The 19,471-nt window shown below is 41.5% G+C and carries 18 protein-coding genes; 2 read left to right on the top strand and 16 right to left on the bottom strand.

The features are described from left to right. Positions 1-129 precede the first annotated feature (129 nt). From metA to ACWJAF_RS13010, 7 genes are all read right to left on the bottom strand, one after another. Complete coding sequence (gene metA, locus ACWJAF_RS13040) at positions 130-1,062, bottom strand: homoserine O-acetyltransferase MetA (protein ID WP_296032963.1); 933 nt, start codon at positions 1,060-1,062, stop codon at positions 130-132. A 32-nt stretch (positions 1,063-1,094) separates the two neighbouring features. After that, positions 1,095-2,381, bottom strand: a complete 1,287-nt coding sequence (locus tag ACWJAF_RS13035; protein WP_448864508.1) for an AI-2E family transporter — start codon at positions 2,379-2,381, stop codon at positions 1,095-1,097. A gap of 70 nt (positions 2,382-2,451) precedes the next feature. Further along, positions 2,452-2,613 carry a hypothetical protein gene (locus tag ACWJAF_RS13030; RefSeq protein ID WP_448864506.1) on the bottom strand — a complete coding sequence of 54 codons (162 nt, stop codon included), beginning with the start codon at positions 2,611-2,613 and terminating at the stop codon, positions 2,452-2,454. 169 nt (positions 2,614-2,782) lie between these two features. Then, positions 2,783-3,121, bottom strand: coding sequence for a DUF1540 domain-containing protein (locus ACWJAF_RS13025; RefSeq protein ID WP_448864504.1), 339 nt, complete (start codon positions 3,119-3,121; stop codon positions 2,783-2,785). Between the two features lie 116 nt (positions 3,122-3,237). Next, entirely contained in the window at positions 3,238-5,190 is a 1,953-nt protein-coding gene (gene thrS, locus ACWJAF_RS13020; RefSeq protein ID WP_448864502.1) for a threonine--tRNA ligase, read from the bottom strand. A gap of 425 nt (positions 5,191-5,615) precedes the next feature. Then, entirely contained in the window at positions 5,616-6,359 is a 744-nt protein-coding gene (locus ACWJAF_RS13015; protein ID WP_448864500.1) for a YdcF family protein, read from the bottom strand. 41 nt (positions 6,360-6,400) lie between these two features. After that, entirely contained in the window at positions 6,401-6,904 is a 504-nt protein-coding gene (locus ACWJAF_RS13010) for an SEC-C metal-binding domain-containing protein (RefSeq protein WP_296032968.1), read from the bottom strand. Positions 6,905-6,999: 95 nt separating this feature from the next. Here ACWJAF_RS13010 and ACWJAF_RS13005 point away from each other — a divergent pair, with 95 nt between their 5' ends. Next, entirely contained in the window at positions 7,000-7,224 is a 225-nt protein-coding gene (locus ACWJAF_RS13005) for a hypothetical protein (protein ID WP_448864497.1), read from the top strand. Positions 7,225-7,232: 8 nt separating this feature from the next. Here ACWJAF_RS13005 and ACWJAF_RS13000 read toward each other — a convergent pair whose 3' ends face one another. The 3 genes from ACWJAF_RS13000 to cls all read right to left on the bottom strand — a co-directional run bounded on the left by ACWJAF_RS13000 (position 7,233) and on the right by cls (position 10,710). Next, positions 7,233-7,412, bottom strand: coding sequence for a hypothetical protein (locus ACWJAF_RS13000; protein WP_296032971.1), 180 nt, complete (start codon positions 7,410-7,412; stop codon positions 7,233-7,235). A gap of 300 nt (positions 7,413-7,712) precedes the next feature. After that, the gene (locus ACWJAF_RS12995) at positions 7,713-9,002 is read right to left on the bottom strand and encodes an adenylosuccinate synthase (RefSeq protein WP_296032972.1); all 1,290 of its coding nucleotides are present in this window, start codon (positions 9,000-9,002) and stop codon (positions 7,713-7,715) included. 145 nt (positions 9,003-9,147) lie between these two features. Next, entirely contained in the window at positions 9,148-10,710 is a 1,563-nt protein-coding gene (gene cls, locus ACWJAF_RS12990; protein ID WP_448864495.1) for a cardiolipin synthase, read from the bottom strand. 182 nt (positions 10,711-10,892) lie between these two features. Between cls and ACWJAF_RS12985 the strand changes: the two genes are divergently transcribed. After that, positions 10,893-11,228 (top strand): hypothetical protein, encoded by a 336-nt coding sequence (locus tag ACWJAF_RS12985; protein ID WP_296032974.1) that lies wholly within the window; start codon positions 10,893-10,895, stop codon positions 11,226-11,228. A 72-nt stretch (positions 11,229-11,300) separates the two neighbouring features. On the opposite strand, the gene pdxR is transcribed toward ACWJAF_RS12985, so the two are convergent. From pdxR to ACWJAF_RS12955, 6 genes are all read right to left on the bottom strand, one after another. Continuing rightward, on the bottom strand, positions 11,301-12,695 hold the full coding sequence (gene pdxR / locus ACWJAF_RS12980; protein ID WP_448864493.1) for a MocR-like pyridoxine biosynthesis transcription factor PdxR: 1,395 nt from the start codon (positions 12,693-12,695) through the stop codon (positions 11,301-11,303). A 5-nt stretch (positions 12,696-12,700) separates the two neighbouring features. Further along, positions 12,701-14,374, bottom strand: coding sequence for a glutamine--tRNA ligase/YqeY domain fusion protein (locus tag ACWJAF_RS12975; protein ID WP_296032977.1), 1,674 nt, complete (start codon positions 14,372-14,374; stop codon positions 12,701-12,703). A 157-nt stretch (positions 14,375-14,531) separates the two neighbouring features. After that, positions 14,532-15,878 (bottom strand): MATE family efflux transporter, encoded by a 1,347-nt coding sequence (locus tag ACWJAF_RS12970; protein ID WP_448864491.1) that lies wholly within the window; start codon positions 15,876-15,878, stop codon positions 14,532-14,534. A 564-nt stretch (positions 15,879-16,442) separates the two neighbouring features. Further along, positions 16,443-17,249: an SDR family NAD(P)-dependent oxidoreductase gene (locus tag ACWJAF_RS12965; protein ID WP_448864489.1), complete on the bottom strand. Its 807-nt coding sequence runs from the start codon at positions 17,247-17,249 to the stop codon at positions 16,443-16,445. Continuing rightward, the gene (locus ACWJAF_RS12960) at positions 17,246-18,427 is read right to left on the bottom strand and encodes an oxidoreductase (protein WP_448864487.1); all 1,182 of its coding nucleotides are present in this window, start codon (positions 18,425-18,427) and stop codon (positions 17,246-17,248) included. The genes ACWJAF_RS12965 and ACWJAF_RS12960 overlap by 4 nt, the downstream gene beginning before the upstream one ends. A gap of 100 nt (positions 18,428-18,527) precedes the next feature. After that, entirely contained in the window at positions 18,528-19,082 is a 555-nt protein-coding gene (locus ACWJAF_RS12955) for an AAA family ATPase (protein ID WP_448864485.1), read from the bottom strand. Positions 19,083-19,471: the final 389 nt, after the last annotated feature.

The raw sequence follows: 19,471 nt of genomic DNA, 5'->3' as shown, positions 1-19,471 counted from the left end.
TCGATGAGTTACATTAATTATAGCAGAAAACGAGAGATTTCAAGCAAAAATCTCTCGTAATTTCAGCAAAATTTAAAACATGATGGAATTTACTCTTGCACTGGAATTTACTTTTTCAAGTCAGCATTTTTATTTCCATACAAAATCCGGTGTTCCTTCGAGATCATACGGTGTTGCCTGGTATACGTAATAATTCAGCCAGTTTGTATACAGGTTGTTCGCAGTCGCTCTCCATGTAAGAAGCGGACGGTTCTCCGGATTATCATCCTTGTAATAATTCTTTGGAAGTTCGATTGGAAGCCCCTTGCTTTTATCTCTCTTATATTCACCATCCAGTGTGACACGGTCATACTCCGGATGTCCCATAACGAAGATCTGTCGGCCATTCTGCGCCATTGCCATAAAAAGTCCCACTTCATCAGACTCAGCAAGGATTGTCAGTCTCTCATCTGCACGCACTTTGTCAAGCGGTGTCTCTGTATGGCGCGAATGCGGCGCAAGGAATACATCATCAAACCCACGCACCAGCGGGATCTTCCGGTTCAATACTCTGTGCCAGAAGACACCAAATGCCTTTTTATCCAGCTGTACTTTATCAATTCCATAATGATAATACATACCAGCCTGTGCACCCCAGCAAAGATGAAGTGTTGACACTACATTTGTCTTTGTCCAGTCCATGATACGGGTCAGTTCTTCCCAGTAATCCACCTCTTCAAACGGCATCTGTTCTACCGGCGCACCGGTAATGATAAATCCGTCAAATTTACGGTCTTTAATCTCATCAAATTTCTGATAGAACTGGTTCAGATGACTCATGGATGTATTCTTCGCCTTGTGGCTTGATACTGCTACAAATGTCACGTCAACCTGCAGCGGTGTATTAGACAGCGCACGCAGGATCTGAAGCTCCGTCTCTTCTTTTAATGGCATCAGGTTCAGTAGTCCAATCTGGATCGGACGAATATCCTGATGCGTAGCACGGTGTTCATCCATGACAAATATATTTTCACTTTCCAAGATCTCCTTTACCGGGAGATCATTCTGCACTCTGATCGGCATAGTTTCTTTTTCCCCTTTTTATTTTAAATTTTTTATTTTCCTGAATGATAAACGCCTTCGTTATCCACATAGCTCTCTTCATTATAGCACCCGGACACTGTCGGAAGCTCTTTTTTCTCAAGCTTATTATCCAGCAGAAGCTTTATCACATAATATATTACTGCAAATGTTGGAACTCCAAACAGCATTCCTACAATTCCGAATAATCCTCCCCCAAGAAGGATCGATACAATTACCCAGAATGCAGACAATCCTGTTGAATTACCAAGGATCTTAGGACCCAGTATATTTCCGTCAAACTGCTGTAACAGCAGGATAAAAATCAGAAAATAAATACCTTTCATCGGATTTGTCAATGCGATCAGTATCGCACTTGGGATTGCTCCGATGTATGGTCCAAAGAACGGAATAACATTCGTCACACCCACGATCACGCTGACCAGCATTGCATATGGCATATTCAGGATCGAAGTTCCGACAAAACACAAAATTCCGATAATAATCGAATCAATTATCTTTCCGATGATGAAACCACCAAAGATTTCATTCGTTTTTACCGCAATGTGAATGAACAGATTCGCACGTTCTGCCGGGAAAATTGCATAAGCTGCTTTTTTGCTCTGGCTTATGAATTTTTCTTTTCCAAATAAAATATACACAGATACGATTACTCCGACAACCGCATGGAACATCTCCATCACCAGTGTATACAGCCCCACCGTCAGATGTGTCATCAATTCATTGACCTTATTCAGAAGATCTGTCCGGATCCAGTTCTGAAGGCTTGTAGATGCTTCGTTCATGGCATTCTTAAGCATAGATGTCATGGTAGAATCATCTAATTTGATATTGTTCACCTGCTTTACCAGCTGGTTAATCTGGGACGGCAGTGTGAATATCAGATTCCGGATACTGTTAATAAGCTCCGGAATCATCATATTAATCAATGCCGTTACCACTGCAATCATGATAACAACTGCTGCCGCAACCCCTATACTTCTGGACAGATTCTTTGCCTTTTCTTTGTTCTTCATATTCTTTTCCAGAGCCGGCACCAGATACTGGTCGACTTTACGTACAATTGGATTCAGGAAATACGCAATCAGACAGCCATATAAAACAGGCTTCAATATGTCCAGTATCTTCGAAAATGTATTCGATATTGCTTCTATCCTGAGCATTGCAAAATATACCAGAATACATGCAACAATTACCAGAAAATAGGTCATCCCCCGCTTAAACTGTAATTTTAGTTTAGACGGGCCATTTCTTCCGAATTTTGGGGTTTCTTTGTAATATGTATTTTCTTCTTTCTTCATTCAGACCCTCTTCTTCCCTGCCTCATTCGGCATATAAAGTCATTATACCCTTACATGAAATTTACGTCAACTAACAAATACCGTCTTCTGATCTTCCTGCTTGCACACAAATCACTTCTTTCCACAGCGAAACAACAAGTTTTTCTCTGCCGGTTGAATGTACCCCTTCGGTACTTTTATTGCAATATCTGCAGGACTTACCACCAGCAACTTCTCTTGCATGCTTTGGCATCTACAGGACCTGCCACTGGCAGCTTCTCTTGCATACTTAGGTATAAAGAAAAAGATCAGCGCAAATCCTTTCATAACGAATTCTGCACCGATCTTTTTTCATATTTTTACATAATTCTCATATCTTATTCCAGTTTTACTGCAGCAGAGATTTTCTTTTTGTTCTTAATCTACGCACATCCACACTTGAATGTTGCACACTCCGTTTCACCGCAGTGACAGGCATTACCGCCTTCGACACTGATCTTTCCGGCGTGGCACTGGCAGTCTTTATTGTACATACAATCCATCGCCTTGCAGTCTACACCGCACTTTGCCGATGCTTCTTTTCCTGTACTATCAGAGTACGCATCCATATATGCGCCCTCTCCTTTTCTCTCTTCGAAGCTGTCGCAGCTTGTCTCTTCTGCATTCTTAGCCGCACTTCCTCCGACCACAATGTTGTCAAGCTTACAATAATAATTCTGGTTGTGTGTACATGTCTGTACCGTACATCTTAAATCTGGCATAATATATCCTCCTTTCAGATCTCAGGATATATTATGCCAGCTCTGTTCATAACTTATTCACGTTCTTTATAATCTAGTTTTCCATTTATTTCCATTTTTATCTATAGCGATACCGCTTAATCTTCTACTTCAATCTTGCGGATTGTCTTCTTAGCAATCTCGTCTTTGATTGCATCGATGAATACGCTTAAGTCTTTTGCTCCTTCATCTCCAAGATATCTGCTTCTTACAGATACTTTCTGCTCTTCTTCTTCTTTTGCTCCTACGATCAGCATGTATGGAACTCTTGCAAGACGTGCTTCACGGATCTTGTATCCCATCTTTTCTGAACGCTGGTCAACAAAGCAGCGGATGTTGTTCTCTTTCAGTTCTGCTTCTACCTTTGCTGCATAGTCATGGAACTTCTCAGAAATAGGAATGACACGGACCTGTTCCGGGCATAACCATGTCGGGAACATACCTGCATATTTCTCGATCAGCCATGCCAGTGTTCTTTCGTAGCATCCGATGGATGTACGATGAATGATATATGGACGTTTCTTCTCACCGTTTTCATCAATATAGTACATGTCGAACTGATCTGCAAGAAGTGCATCCCACTGGATTGTGATCATAGTGTCTTCTTTTCCATATACGTTCTTTGCATTGATATCTACTTTCGGTCCGTAGAATGCTGCCTCTCCGACATCTTCAACAAATGGGATATTCAGTTCTTCCAGCATTGTACGGATGTGGCCTTCTGTCTCATTCCATACTTCCGGCTCTCCGATGTATTTTGCTCTGTTCTCCGGATCCCATTTTGAAAGGTGATATGTTACATCCTCTTCTACTCCAAGTACCTGCAAGCAGTACTGCGCAAGTGCGATACAGTCTTTGAACTCTTTTACCATCTGGTCTGGTCTTACAATCAGATGTCCCTCTGAAATTGTAAACTGACGGACACGTGTCAGACCATGCATCTCTCCGGAATCCTCGTTACGGAACAGAGTAGATGTCTCACCATATCTCAGCGGCAGATCACGGTAGCTGTGCTGTTCTGCTTTATATACATAATACTGGAACGGGCATGTCATCGGACGAAGGGCAAATACTTCTTTATCCTTCTCTTCATCTCCTAATACGAACATACCGTCTTTGTAATGATCCCAGTGTCCGGAGATCTTGTACAGATCATTCTTAGCCATCAGTGGTGTCTTTGTACGGACATAACCACGTTTTGCTTCTTCATCTTCGATCCAACGCTGTAATTCCTGCATGATGATGACACCATTTGGCATGATCAGCGGAAGTCCCTGTCCAATTACATCTACCGTTGTGAAAAGCTTCATCTCACGGCCAAGTTTGTTGTGGTCACGCTTTTTCGCTTCTTCTAACTGTGCAAGGTGTTCTTTCAGTTCGTCCTTTGTTGCATAAGCTGTTCCGTAGATACGTGTCAACATCGCTTTATTCTCATCACCTCTCCAGTAAGCTCCTGAAGATGATAACAGCTTGAATGCCTTCACACCTTTTGTGCTCATAAGATGCGGTCCTGCACATAAGTCAACCCAGTCTCCCTGAGAGTAGAAGGAAATCTCTGCATCTTCCGGCAGATCTTCGATCAGCTCTACTTTATAAGGTTCATTTTTCTCTTTGAAAAATGCGATTGCTTCTTCTCTTGATTTTGTAAATCTTTCAATCTTAGCGCCTTTTTTGATGATCTTCTTCATCTCTTTTTCAATGGCATCCAGATCTTCTCTTGTAAATGACTGACATTCAAAGTCATAATAGAATCCCGTGTCAATAGATGGTCCGATTGCTACTTTTGCATCTGGATACAGGTTCTGTACTGCTTCTGCCATGATGTGGGAAGCTGTATGGCGAAGGGCTGCCAGTCCCTTCTCATCTCTTGCTGTAAGAATGTTTAACTCACAGTCTTTATCGATAACGGTACGCAGATCTACTACTTCCCCATCTACTTCTCCAGCACATGCCGCACGTGCCAGTCCTTCGCTGATGTCATATGCAATATCAATCACTGATTTTGCTTCTGCATACTCTTTTTTTGATCCATCTTTTAATGTAATAATCATCGTTCTTCCTCCTTTAATTGCTTCTGTCACTAGATCTCATGTATCGTTGCAGGAATTATAGAACGGATTCTGTCAGGATCTGTCCTTTTCGTCTGTTTTCCTGATGCTCTGGCATAAAGAAAAGACTCTATCTGTCCCTGCACTTACATGCAAGGGACGGATAAAGTCTGATTACTTTTTTATCTTAACTTTACTATCCGCGGTTCCACCCTTTTTGTTTATCTAAAACCACTTCATTCATGATTATAACGGAATCACCGGACCGGATTAGGGCCACTCAGAGGTAGTCTTCAAATGATTCCCGCTAAGATGCTTCCAGCCTATGCATCTCTCTCTGAAACGTTCCACATTCTACTCGTCTCGTCATCGTGTTATCTTCTGACCCTCATTATAGCATCCAAAATAACTTTGTCAACTCAAAATTTTTATTTTTTCAGCCATAATTTCCAGACCGCAAAACATTCCCGGATAAAATAGTTCGGAAATAATACCGGATTACAGTCTGCCGCTATCGGAAATACATTCGAAAATCCCGCACGTCTGGCATATTCACACCCCCGGTATACATGAAAGTTATTCGAAACGATTCCTACCGGACTTTCTCCACCGCCTTCTGCCTGGATAATATCTCTTGAAAACTTCAGATTTTCCATGGTATTGACCGATGCATCTTCCAGAATGATACGTTCTTTCGCAATCCCGGCTTTTTTAAGATATTCTGCCATCGCAAATGCTTCTGAAACCTCTTCATCTTTTCCCTGTCCACCGGAAACGATGACCTTTACATCCAGATGCGCCTGCAGATATATAAGTGCTGCGTCCAGTCTTCTCTTCAGGGAATCTGTGATTTTTCTTCCCTGTACCTGCGCCCCCAGTACGATGATCCAACGGATTTCCTGTTCCGGATCACCCGGATTTTTACCCAGCGTTTTTTCTTGTTTTTTCTCCGGACTTTTTTCTTTCAGTTCTTCTTTTCCGTCGTGCATCCCGCGCACAATTCCTATCTCTGATATCAGCAATAAAAATACTCCGATCCCAATCACTAATTCTACGACACAAGGCATCCCATATCGTACAGTCAGTCTGCTTCCTGCAATTCCTGCTACTCCCAGTACCAGCCAGAATCTTGAAAAAGTTGAGTCCCATTTTTTCAGTGTGACACAAATCACACTGTAATAAATGAGACTCAGAATACCTGCAGCGAGGAATATTATCTGCCACAGCATTTTTTATATTTTTTACCCGATCCGCACGGACATGGATCGTTTCTTCCGATTTTTTTTGCTTTGCGGATAGTTGTGGACTCTTTCTGCTCTTTGTAAAGTTTCTTTAATTCTTCTTCAGAGAAGATTTCTTTCCACTGTGGGAGCTCATACAGCCAGTCTGCCTTTGCAGCTACCATGTTCTTATACAATCTTTCTTTATCAAATGCAAGACTTACAACTGTGTCTTCTTCTACTGTGTCAAGTGGAACCTCTACGAGAAGACTTTCGTTGATTCCATCCAGGAATCCGATCATTGTAAGTACTTCCTGTCCATATTTTTCAGCCAGCTCTTTTACTGTTCCTTTTACTACTTCGTCTGGATTAGAAAGAAGTTTTTCATAGATTTCTTTCTCGATCTGGAAATAAGTTCCCCAGAATCTCTCCAACTGGCCTCTGTCTGCAGTCTCATCATATGCGATGCTCTGCCACTGTTCTAATAATGTACTCATATTTCTATACTCCTTTGTACGATATTCATTTGCAATTTTTCACTGCCCTTTATATAATATACTAAAGTCTTGATTCATTGTAAAGGATGATTATTATGAAAAATGTAAAACGTGTGCTGGCGCTTATTGCCGCTATTTTATTATTTGGTATGTATCTTAGTACTTTGATTTTCGCCCTTATGGGAAATCCTCATTCAACGGACCTTCTCTGGGCTTCCATCGCATGCACCATCGTTCTTCCGGTACTTCTTTATGGTTATCTTCTGATTTACCGGCTTACCCGCCACGATGATCAGAATGACCAGAAAAAAGAGTCTTAGTCCGGTTCTTACGGATACATGGCAATATAAAATTCAAACGGGGTCAGATCTTCTTCTTTTGTTCCGGCTCCGTTTTCTTTTTGTTTTCTTTCTTTTTCCCTGATTTTCTTTCTTTTCATCAGATATTCTTCCATTGATATTACTTCTGCTTCATTCTTATTCCACTCTCTTGTATACATAGTACTCATAGTTTTTACCTCCATCTTGATATCTATATCTTTCGATTCGTCATGGTGTATCAGATAACACCGACGTTATTATTATATTTACGATGGTTTCATTATATGCATACTTTGTGTCGACATTATGGCTGTTTACTGAATAAAGCATAAGGAATTTCTTAAAAAAATCGGAAGTTTGTATATAAGGCAATCTTTTTTTCTTGCATACTTTGATAAACAGAGAACCTGACACTGGCAGCTTCTCTTGCATGCTTTGGCGTCAAAAAGAAGGACCTCTCTTCGAGATCCTTCTTCTGAGTTTATATTTTATTTTAATTTTGACTCTCTGTAGATGATGTCATGTCTTCCCGGACCGTTGGATACCATTGTGATTGGGTAACCAATCTGCTCTTCTACGAATTCTACGTATTTTCTGCAGTTTTCCGGAAGATCTTCATACTTCTTGATTCCGCGGATGTCGCATTTCCATCCTGGAAGTGTCTTAAGTACTGGTTTTGCTTTCTCTAACAGATGTGTAGTTGGGAATTCTGTTGTTACTTCTCCGTCTACTTCGTAACCTACACATACCGGAATCTCATCCAGATATCCAAGTACGTCAAGTACTGTAAATGCTACATCTGTTGTTCCCTGCATTCTGCATCCATATTTTGAAGCCACACAGTCAAACCATCCCATTCTTCTTGGACGTCCTGTTGTTGCTCCGAATTCTCCACCGTCACCACCACGGCGTCTTAATTCATCTGCTTCATCACCAAAAATCTCACTTACAAATGCACCTGCTCCAACAGCGCTTGAGTATGCCTTACATACTGTTACGATCTGTTTGATCTCATATGGTGGGATTCCTGCTCCGATTGCACCATATCCTGCAAGTGTAGAAGAAGAAGTTACCATTGGGTAGATTCCATGATCTGGATCCTTTAATGATCCAAGCTGTCCTTCTAACAGAACTTCTTTTCCTTCTTTGATCGCATTATGAAGGTAAAGTGATGTATCACATACGAATGGCTCTACCATCTTCTTATATTCCTGGAGTTCATTATATAAATCATCAGGATTGATCAATGGTTTGTGATAAAGATGCTCCAGTAAAACGTTCTTCTGTTCTGCAACACGAACAACTTTTTCTTTTAACAGTTCATCATCAAACAGTTCACTAACCTGGAATCCGATCTTTGCATATTTATCTGAATAGAACGGTGCAATTCCTGATTTTGTAGAACCGAAGGATTTTCCTGCCAGTCTTTCCTCTTCATAAGCGTCAAAATTCTTATGATAAGACATTACCATCTGTGCACGGTCAGATACCAGAATCTTTGGCATTGGAACTCCCTGATCGATAATAGACTGAACTTCCTTAAATAATACCGGTACATCCAATGCTACACCATTTCCAATAATACTGGTTGTATGACCATAGAAAACTCCTGACGGAAGTGTATGCAATGCAAACTTTCCATAATCATTAATAATTGTATGACCTGCATTCGCGCCTCCCTGGAATCTTACGATGATATCTGCCTGTTCAGCCAGCATATCTGTAATCTTACCTTTTCCTTCATCGCCCCAGTTGGCACCGACTACTGCTTTAACCATATCCATTCCTCCTGCGTTATTAACCAAACTTATCAGTCTTCTTTAGCGGACCTAATGAAACCGCCTTAAGCATTATACTATACATTTTCACTTGGTTCAATAAGATTTTTTCAGAATTCGCAAAATCCACAACCACTGCCACATCTTACATAAGCGGCGCAACCAGTCTTAATACCTGTCCGGCTACTTTTGTAAGAATTCCTCTGTTTTTTACTTCTGTCACGGTTACATTATGAGACTTCGCCAGTGTATTCTGAAAATCTTTTTCTATCTGCCCTACTTCCGGATTATTATATATGAATACTCCATTTTCAAAATGAAGGTACAGACTTCTGAAGTCAAGATTGATACTTCCAACCGTTGCCGTGTCATCATCTGATACGAACACCTTGGCATGTACAAATCCCGGCGTATATTCATAGATCTGGACTCCTCCTTCGATCAGTTCTTTATAATACGTCTTTGCCACTGCAAATGCATACCATTTATCCGGAATATGTGGCATGATGATAATAACCTCAATACCACTTTTGGCTGCACGCGTTAAAGTCGTAAGCATCTCATTATCCAGAATCAGATACGGTGTCATGATATGCACGTATTTTTTCGCATGATTCAAAATGTGAAAATATACTTCTTCCCCCACATTCTCATTATCAAACGGACTGTCTGCATACGGGATCACATATCCCAGTTCCTGGTTAAGCTTCTCTGCCTTTTTCGTCAGATATTTTCCGTAAGGCTCCGACCCATGCTCTTCTACATCCCACATCTGTAAAAATATCATCGTCAGACTCTGTACTGCATCTCCTCTTAACAGAACTGCCGTGTCTTTCCAGTGTCCGAAACGTTCTTTTTCATTAATATATTCATCCGCAAGGTTGATTCCTCCAACGTACCCTACCTGTCCGTCGATCACACAGATCTTTCTGTGGTCACGGTTATTCTGCACCGTAGAGACAAATGGACGGATCTTATTAGACATCTTACATTTGATACCAAATTTCTGAAGTTTTTTCGGATACGTATACGGGAGCAGGTCAAATGCGCACATCCCGTCATACATGAATCTTACTTCTACTCCTTCTTCTACCTTCCGTTTTAAAATATCCAGGATCGTATCCCACATCAGTCCTTCTTCTACAATAAAGTACTCCATAAAGATGAATTTTTCCGCTTTTTCCAGTTCTTTTTTCATGGACTCAAATTTAGCTTCGCCGATTGGAAAATATTCTACTTCTGTATTGTGGTATGTCGGGAAGCCCAGCTGATGTGACAGATAATAAGACAACTGTGCATTGGCAGACTTGCTGTTCCAAAGTGCCGTCACGATCTCCTGGTTCTGGTCCATATAGGCTTCTGTCTCCATACGCAGAGCCGCCAGTCTATTCTGTAAAAAGCGCGTCTCCAGCTGCAGATGTACATAGACATAGAACATCGTTCCAATCACAGGAAATGCCAGCACGCACAAAATCCACGTCATTTTAAACGCCGGGTTTCCTTCTGTATTGATGATATATATCAGGACTACAACTTCCAGGACAGTCAAAAGACTATATACAAACGTCGCATATTCCCGCAGATAATATGTTACAACTGTAGATACCAGTAATTGCAGCAGAATCAGAATCACAAATATTCCAGCTCTACTGAATACGACTTTAAAAAATTTTCTCTTTGCTGCTGTCTTTGTACTCTGTTCCTTCATACCCTTTCTCTCTCCTTTATTCCATGCGACTATTCAAAGTGTACCTCACACTTATCGCCAGAATATACTTTAGCTTAACATATTTTCTACTCAACTTGTAGATAATTTATTTTATTTTAATAGGAATTTTCATATAATATGTGCTATGATAAGAAAAAGAGTTTGAAAGGAGTCCGATTATTATGGCAAAATGGAGCAAAAAATTATTAGGACTGGCTGCTATCGGCAGTGCTGCCGCTGGTCTGGTTTATTATTTTAAGAAATCTAAAAAATGGGACGAAGATGATTTTAATGATGATTTTGAAGATGAAGACTTCGACCTCGACAACGATCTCCAGCCGGTAGACCGCGGTTATGTGAATCTGAATGCTTCAAAGGAAACTACCGAAGATGCTGATAGTGAAGATGCCGATGCACAGACCGAAGAAAAAGAAACTGGCTCTGATGAGTCCGCTGAAACTTCTGCGGAAGATGAAAAAGAGACAGATGCCGAAAGCATAGAAGAAGATTTAGATTAAATATTAAAAAAGACGAAAAGTTCCTTTTAGATAGCTTTTCGTCTTTTTGTTATTCCAATAATCCTTTAAACATCATCTCCAGAGACGGTTCAATATCTCTACTGCCTCTTTGATCTTCTCTTCTTTCATATTCGCATATCCCAGCAGGATTGTTGCTTTTTCATTATCCGCTTCCCTGATCCGGTAATCCGACAATCCATATACCCGGATATCTTCTTTTTCCGCCTTTTCAATCAACTCCTGTTCTTTCCAGCTATTTTCAAAGGTCAGCAGGATATGTACCCCTGCGTGTTCACCGGAAATCTCACAGATATCTTCCAAAGGTTTCAACGCTTCCATCAGCACATCATGCCGGTTCTTATACAATGCCCTGCTCTTATTCAGATGCCGTTCATAATATCCTTCTTCTATAAAACGCTGCACGATCAGCTGGTCGACTTTCGATACCGTTGAATTCACAAAGCTTCCTCTTATCCGGTACTGCTCTACCAGAGTCTCCGGAAGTACCATATAGCTAAGACGGATTGCCGGTGCAATGGACTTGGAAAATGTTCCAAGATAGATCACCTTATCCTGTGCATCATACCCCTGAAGGGCCGGAATCGGTTTTCCTTTATACCGGAATTCACTGTCATAATCATCTTCGATGATATATCTTCCTTCTTTTGCATATGCCCATTTGAGAAGTTCCATCCTGCGCTTTATCGGCATGACAATTCCGGTCGGATACTGGTGTGACGGCGTTACATAGGCAATGTCTGCTCCTGATTTTTCAAGCTCTGATACCATCATGCCATACTGGTCCATCATCACCGGGACCGTCTCATAACCGATCGTATGTATCACACGGTATGCCTGTTTATATGTCGGATCTTCAAAGGCTATCATATGTTTTCTGCCAAGGATCATGCTTAGCAGCATCAGGATGTAATCACTTCCCGCTCCTATCACAATCTGGTCCGGCGAACAGTTCACGCCACGTGCCTGATACAGGTAATTGCTGAGGGCACACCGGAAGCCATACTCTCCTTGCGGATCCCCCGTGCGGAACAGTTCTGTCTTATCGTCAATCAGAATATCCTTGGAAAGCTTTCTCCATACATTATATGGAAAACTGTTAAGATCCACTCCGTTCGGCGTGAAATCATATTTGAACTTCCGTTTTTTTTCTACTTTCTTTACAGCGGTCTGTTCCTCTTTTTTCAGTTGATATAGTTCGTCGATTTGTGCCACAAAAAAACCACGGTATGGTGCAGACTCAATATATCCTTCCGATAGCAACTGCTCATAGGCCAGTTCAACCGTACTGCGGCTGACCTCCAGATGCCTGGACAAAGCCCTGGTAGACGGGAGTTTTTCCCCGTAGGGAATCCTCCCGGTCTGGATATCAGACTTGATATAATCGTAAATCTGCTCATACAGCGGCTTCTTTGAACGACTGTTTAGATTTATCGTTAATTCATTCATTTTTCTTATTTCTTTGGCAGCTTGAATGAGCTCTTCAGAGATACGATACGGTTAAATACCAGATTCTCCGGTGTAGAGTCTTTGGAATCGATACAGAAGTATCCATTTCTTACAAACTGGAAGCTGTCACAAGGACCTGCCTCGTTAAAGCTATCTTCTACATAACATTCTTTTAAAATCTGCAGTGAATCCGGGTTCAGGTTCAGGGAACCGTCTTCTTTATTGTATACACCTTTTTCTTCATCGATCAGGTTCTCATATAATCTGATCTCAGCCTTCTTAGCCTGTGGTGCACTTACCCAGTGGATGGTTCCTTTTACTTTACGTCCTGTAAATCCTGTTCCGCACTTTGTCTCCGGATCATACGTACAGTGAACAACTGTTACATTACCCTCTGCATCCGTCTCGTAGCTTACACATTTTACAAAGTATGCATGCATCAGACGCACTTCGTTGCCTGGGAACAGACGGAAATATTTCTTCGGAGGCTCGATCATAAAGTCGTTGCGCTCGATGTAAAGTTCACGTCCAAACGGCACTTTTCTCATGCCAAGTTCTGGATTTTCCAGGTTATTTTCCACATCCAGATACTCTACCTGGTCTTCCGGATAGTTATCGATCACAAGTTTGATCGGATCAAGTACTGCCATCATACGTGCTTTCTTAAGCTTCAGGTCTTCACGGATGCAGTACTCTAACATTGCATAATCTACAGAGCTCTGGCTCTTGGATACACCACACATCTCTACGAACATTCTGATAGATTCCGGTGTGAATCCTCTTCTTCTAAGCGCTGCGATAGATACGAGTCTTGGGTCATCCCATCCGTCTACGATACCATCCATAACCAGCTTTTTGATATATCTCTTTCCTGTAACCACATTGGTCAGATACAGTTTTGAAAATTCAATCTGTCTCGGTGCCGGATCAAATTCACATTCTCTTACAACCCAGTCATATAATGGTCTGTGGTCCTCGAACTCCAATGTACAGATCGAATGTGTAATATGTTCGATCGCATCCTCGATCGGATGTGCGAAGTCATACATTGGATAGATGCACCATTTATCACCTGTATTGTGGTGTGTCATATGTGCCACACGGTAAATGATCGGGTCACGCATGTTGATATTTGGCGATGCCATATCGATCTTTGCACGCAAAACCTTTTCTCCATCTTTGTATTTACCGTTCTTCATATCTTCAAAGAGCTGTAAGTTCTCTTCTACCGAACGGTCACGATATGGACTGTTCTTTCCTGGTTCTGTCAGAGTTCCTCTGTATTCTCTCATCTGCTCCGGTGTCAGATCACAGACAAACGCTTTTCCTTTTTTGATCAGTTTGACTGCACATTCATACATCTGGTCAAAATAGTTGGATGCAAAATACAGATGTTCTCCCCAGTCAGCACCTAACCACTTCACGTCTTCTTTGATAGATTCTACGAATTCCATATCTTCTTTCATCGGGTTCGTATCATCAAATCTTAAATGAAATGTTCCATTATATTTATCTGCCAGTCCGGAGTTTAAAATGATGGACTTGGCATGTCCGATATGCAGATATCCGTTTGGTTCCGGCGGAAACCGGGTACATACTTCACTGTACACTCCTTCTGCAAGGTCTTTATCTATTTCCTGTTCTATAAAATTTTTGGAAACTGTTGTCTCTTCTCCCATGGTATCCTCCTTAGGTTTTAACTATACATTATGCTCATTATCTTATCATAAAACATATTTTGAAACAAGTAGCGGTTGCGGATTTTGCCAGTTTGTGCTGTGAAGCACAGGCAAAACCTGCAACCGCTATAAGCAAAATCATGTCCGGATACATATTTTAGTTCTGAACATTTCTGCCTGAAAATTTCAGCCCCTTCCACACATAAAGCACCATCAAAAGCATACCGACAAGCCATGACGTCGGATAGCAAAGCATCATATTTCCAAGACCTCTGGCAAATGTCATGACAACCGCAATCCATAATATACGGAATCCACAAAGCGAAAGCAGGAATACGATCATCGTCTGCATCGTCTTTCCGACTCCTCTTGCTGTTCCGCCAAGCACATGCAGCATCGCAAGCATCCAGTAGAACGGGCAGAAATATCTCATGATAAACACTCCGTATTCCACAACCTTCTGATTCGTTGTAAATACTCCGATAACCTGCGGGGCAAATATAAGAAGAACGATTCCCGTAACAATCGAATAACCAACACCCATTGCTGTAGATACGAACATTCCTTTCCGCACCCTGTCCGGCTTTCCTGCGCCGATATTCTGTCCCGCAAACGTCGTCGCTGCCATACTGATGCTTAAGACCGGCAGGATATTGAATCCGTCAATCTTAATATATGCTGCAAATCCAGCCATAACCGTAGCCCCGAAGCTGTTAACACTGGACTGAACGATCAGATTGGAAAATGAAATGACGATGTTCTGGATTCCTGTCGGGATTCCTATTTTAATGATCTTGGAAAGCAGATGATCGTAGCAACGGATTTCCCGGACATTTAACTTATACACTTCTTCGCTTCGTATTAAAAATCCCCAGATAAATATACACGAGATCAGCTGACTGATATCCGTTGCAAGTGCAGCTCCTACGATTCCAAGTTTTAATCCCACTACCATAACCAGATCGAGGAATATATTCGAAACAGCTGCTATGATCAGATAGATCAGTGAACGTCTGGAGTTCCCCACTGCATTCAGAATTCCCGCCGACATATTATAAACTACCGAGAATAAACTTCCGCCAAAGTATACCTGCAGGTAGACTACCGATTGTTCAAACACTTTATCAGGCGTTCCCATCAGACGAAGCATCGTTGGTGTAACTGCAATTCCTATAATCGTCAATAATACACCGGCTGCCAGTGCAATCGCCATCGTTGTATGTACGGCTTTTCTGACTCCTTCTGCATTTTTCGCCCCGTAAAACTGCGAGATCACAACTCCCGCACCGGTAGATGCGCCAATGCAGAATCCGATCAGCAGGTTGATGATCGCCCCACTTGAACCAACAGCTGCCAGTGCATTGCTTCCGACATAATTACCTACAATGATGGAATCCACTGTGTTATATAACTGCTGAAAGAGATTCCCCAGTACCAGCGGGATTGCAAAGAACAGGATTTCTTTCCAGATGGTTCCTTCCGTCATTGTTTTCATTTTTTTCATACTGTATTTTCCTCCCTGCTTAAGCGTCTTTTTCCAGTATATACCTTTTTTCTTTTTATGCAAGGGAAGATTTTAAGATGCAGACATAACAAAACCCCCGCAAATCCGCTGTTTTCCACGAATCTACGGAGTTTTCTCTATAAGCTGCCTAGCAGAATCGAACCGCCGACCTCCACCTTACCAAGGCGACCATAAATGCTTAATTTCCGGGCGCTATCGGCGTTTTACCACAATTGTTTACCACAACGCCATATTTTGGGGTTTGATACATAATTACTTTTTCTAAAATCATCTGATTCATATTACCATATAAATCCCAATATTTTTCAAAGCAATTTCTGCATAACCCAATAACCTCGTTCCATCTTCATGATTTGTGAATCATCGAAATCAATCCCTGCTTCCATTGTTTACCATGTATCCTTTTGTTCATCCGTCACCTGCATCGTATCTGCATTTACCAGATAGAAATCCACCAGTTCCTTTTCATAATTGCCTTCAGGATATACTTTTTCCAACACAAAGCCCTTTAATTATTAATTTACAGGAAAAATTTCCCTCCACTCACACTTTTTCCGGCTCCACAATATCCCCATACATATTCGCCGCCAAACCATAGCCTCCACATACTTCCATCAGATGTCCAGTGATCCAGGACGCTTCATCCGATGCCAGAAATACAATCGCATTTGCCTGATCCCGCGGTGTGCCAAGCCGTCTGATCAACGTATGTTTTAGCCATGCTTCCTTAAACTCTTTCGGCATAGCTTTCTCAGTAGCCTTCGATACAGTAAATCCCGGCAGAACAGCATTACACCGGATTCCCTGTCTCCCGTACTGAACTGCAATCTGTTGTGTCAGCATATTTACTGCCGCTTTCGCAACGCCGTAGTAAGTACGGGACACATCGGGCTGCATTCCCGTAGAAGACGATACATTAACAATTGAACCTCCTCCGCCAGCAATCATCAGTGGAATTACCACTCTGGCACATTCCGCACTGACACCTAAGATAGACTCCATCAATCCCATACAGGTCTCATGACTGGTCTCTGTGACTGTAAGATTATCCTTTGCCGCTGAAGCTCCACCGATCGCATTATTAATAAAAATATCGATTCTCCCTGCATCCTTATAAGCCTCTTTGATGGATGCTTCGATGGTCTCCAGCTTATCGCATTCAAAATAAATGACTCCTCTTACTTTTCCCGAATATTTACCTTCTGTCGCCGCCGCAACCATTCGTCCTCGTTTCATATCATGAACCAGCATATAGACATCGGCTCCTTCTTCCAACAGTTTGTACATTGTTGCTTTACCAATTCCCCTTGTGCTCCCTGTAACCAATGCTATTTTTCCTTCACATTTCATAATACTCTGTTCTCCTTTATGATTTGTCCAACATCAGGATTCAATACACATCTGCAAGTTTCCCCTTTCTGAAGCTGTACACGCGAACAGGTTCCACATCCAATGCAGTGCTTAATCTCATCTTCTCTGCCTTCTTCAATAAGCTTTACAAAATCTGGCTGTACCAATAATTCTCTTCCAACAAAAACGAACTCACATTGGTGCTCTTCAAGTGCTTTCTCTGCTACCTGTGGATGCTGTACATGTCCGCCGCCGATTATTTTTATCGTAGAATTCTTTCCCGTCATTTTCCGAATTTCCCTCTTCAAAATCTGACACAAACCTGTCATCTGGCATTCTTCATCCACCGCTTTCGCTACATTGCCTTTTGTACCGCTCCACACACCCGCAAGTACCTCAATCGCATTTACGCCCACGTCCTGCAGTCTTTTCGCGTAATAAATACCGTCTTTCATAGTAATTCCGGCATCCTCTCCGCTTTCTACAACACTAAGTTTCACTGCAATCGGGAACTCATTTCCGCAAAGTTCACGAATCCGCCGTATAATATTCAAAAGGAATCTTATTCTGTTCTCCCGGTTTCCGCCATATTCATCCGTTCGCACATTCGCCACAGAAGACAAAAACTGCTGTCCCAGATAATATCCTGTGTTGTGAATTTCCACGCCATCAAATCCTGCCTTTTTCGCTCGAAACGCTGCCTGCGCATACTTTTCTTCAATGTTGTGAATCTCTTTAACAGTAAGTTCTCTCGGCGTCTCATTCGACAACTCCATCATTGTGGAATATGGCATAGACACAGCACTTGGCGCAACCGGCTGCATTCCCGTTATCCTGCGAAACGCCCCGCGCCCTGCATGGCTGATCTGCAGGAAACATTTTGTTCCCGCTGCATGAATTACATCCGTCAGCTTCTGCATTCCAGGAATGTATTTGTCATTATCAATAACCAGTGAATTTCCTGTATTTTTTCCAAGTGGTGCATCCACACAACTAACTTCCACGATAATAAGTCCGATACCGCCTCTTGCTCTTACGGCATAGTGTTCAAGTACTGCATCAGTGACAAAGCCATCATCCGACTGATTCATCCCCATGGCACTCATGACAATTCTGTTTTTTAATTCTACATTTCCGATGCTGTCTGGTGAAAAAATCATAGGGTATTTCTCATTCATGATTCTGTCGCTCCTCTCCATATAATCAAGTGTTTTTTTCAATAAATTCAATACTTTTTGATCCCTATTGTTGAACGGGACTTCGGTTATGGAGTGATCTTTACCTCATACAGGGCAGATATATAGTAATAGTTTGATCATCTGTAATCAAAATAAGATGCTCGTTTTTACAAGATGAAATAACAATCGGAGAATGTGTCGTCAAAATGAATTGGATATGCGGGAACGTTTCTTCAAGTGCTTTTACAATGTTCCACTTCCATTTTGGATGTAAATGCATATCAATTTCATCAATCAACACAATGCCTTTTGCCTCATTTACATTGTCTGTTATATCAGGATTAAGCAATGCCCATCTATACGCCAAATTCATTACAATCCACAATAATGACTGATATCCAGCACTTAACATTGTGATTGGCATTGTATTATTACCTTCTTGATATACTATTTCTTCCAACTGACTGGAATAATATATTTCCGGTTTCTCATTTAAGTCATTTATTTTCTGCATGAATTCCGCAACGATATTCTTAAATGCTTCATATTCCTTGATTTTCTTTTTTTCTGGAATGCTGCCAATTCCATTTTCAAACACCATGCCTGTATTCCTTTGATGTCCAATGAATAATCCAAACAGCCTATATATCCACATCTTCTGTCATTTAATTTTTTCTTCAGTTCTTTTCCAAAATCTCCTCGCCTCATTGCCATACTCTGGCATCACTTTGAAAGCAAAGTAATGGTAATACTTCATCCGAACTGTTTACTTTTTTTGCATCAGTTTTACAATAATGAATATCACTCTGCATAATACCTTTTGTATAAACACCTCTAATTCCATATCCGTTATAACTGTGACATGCTCCCACCACTTAAATCACAGATTTTGAAGTGAGGGCTTCTTGCTCAATGGCTCTACTGAGCCAAGTATCTACAAGCTATCCTCGCGTGCCCCGCGATTCATTTTTACCCAGTTATGGGATATTTTCATTGTCTGGATACAGACACTTCCCATTTATCCTGCTAACAACATACGGCGTG

This window comes from Dorea sp., assembly GCF_977044405.1.
This window is presented reverse-complemented; position numbering and strand designations above follow the sequence as displayed.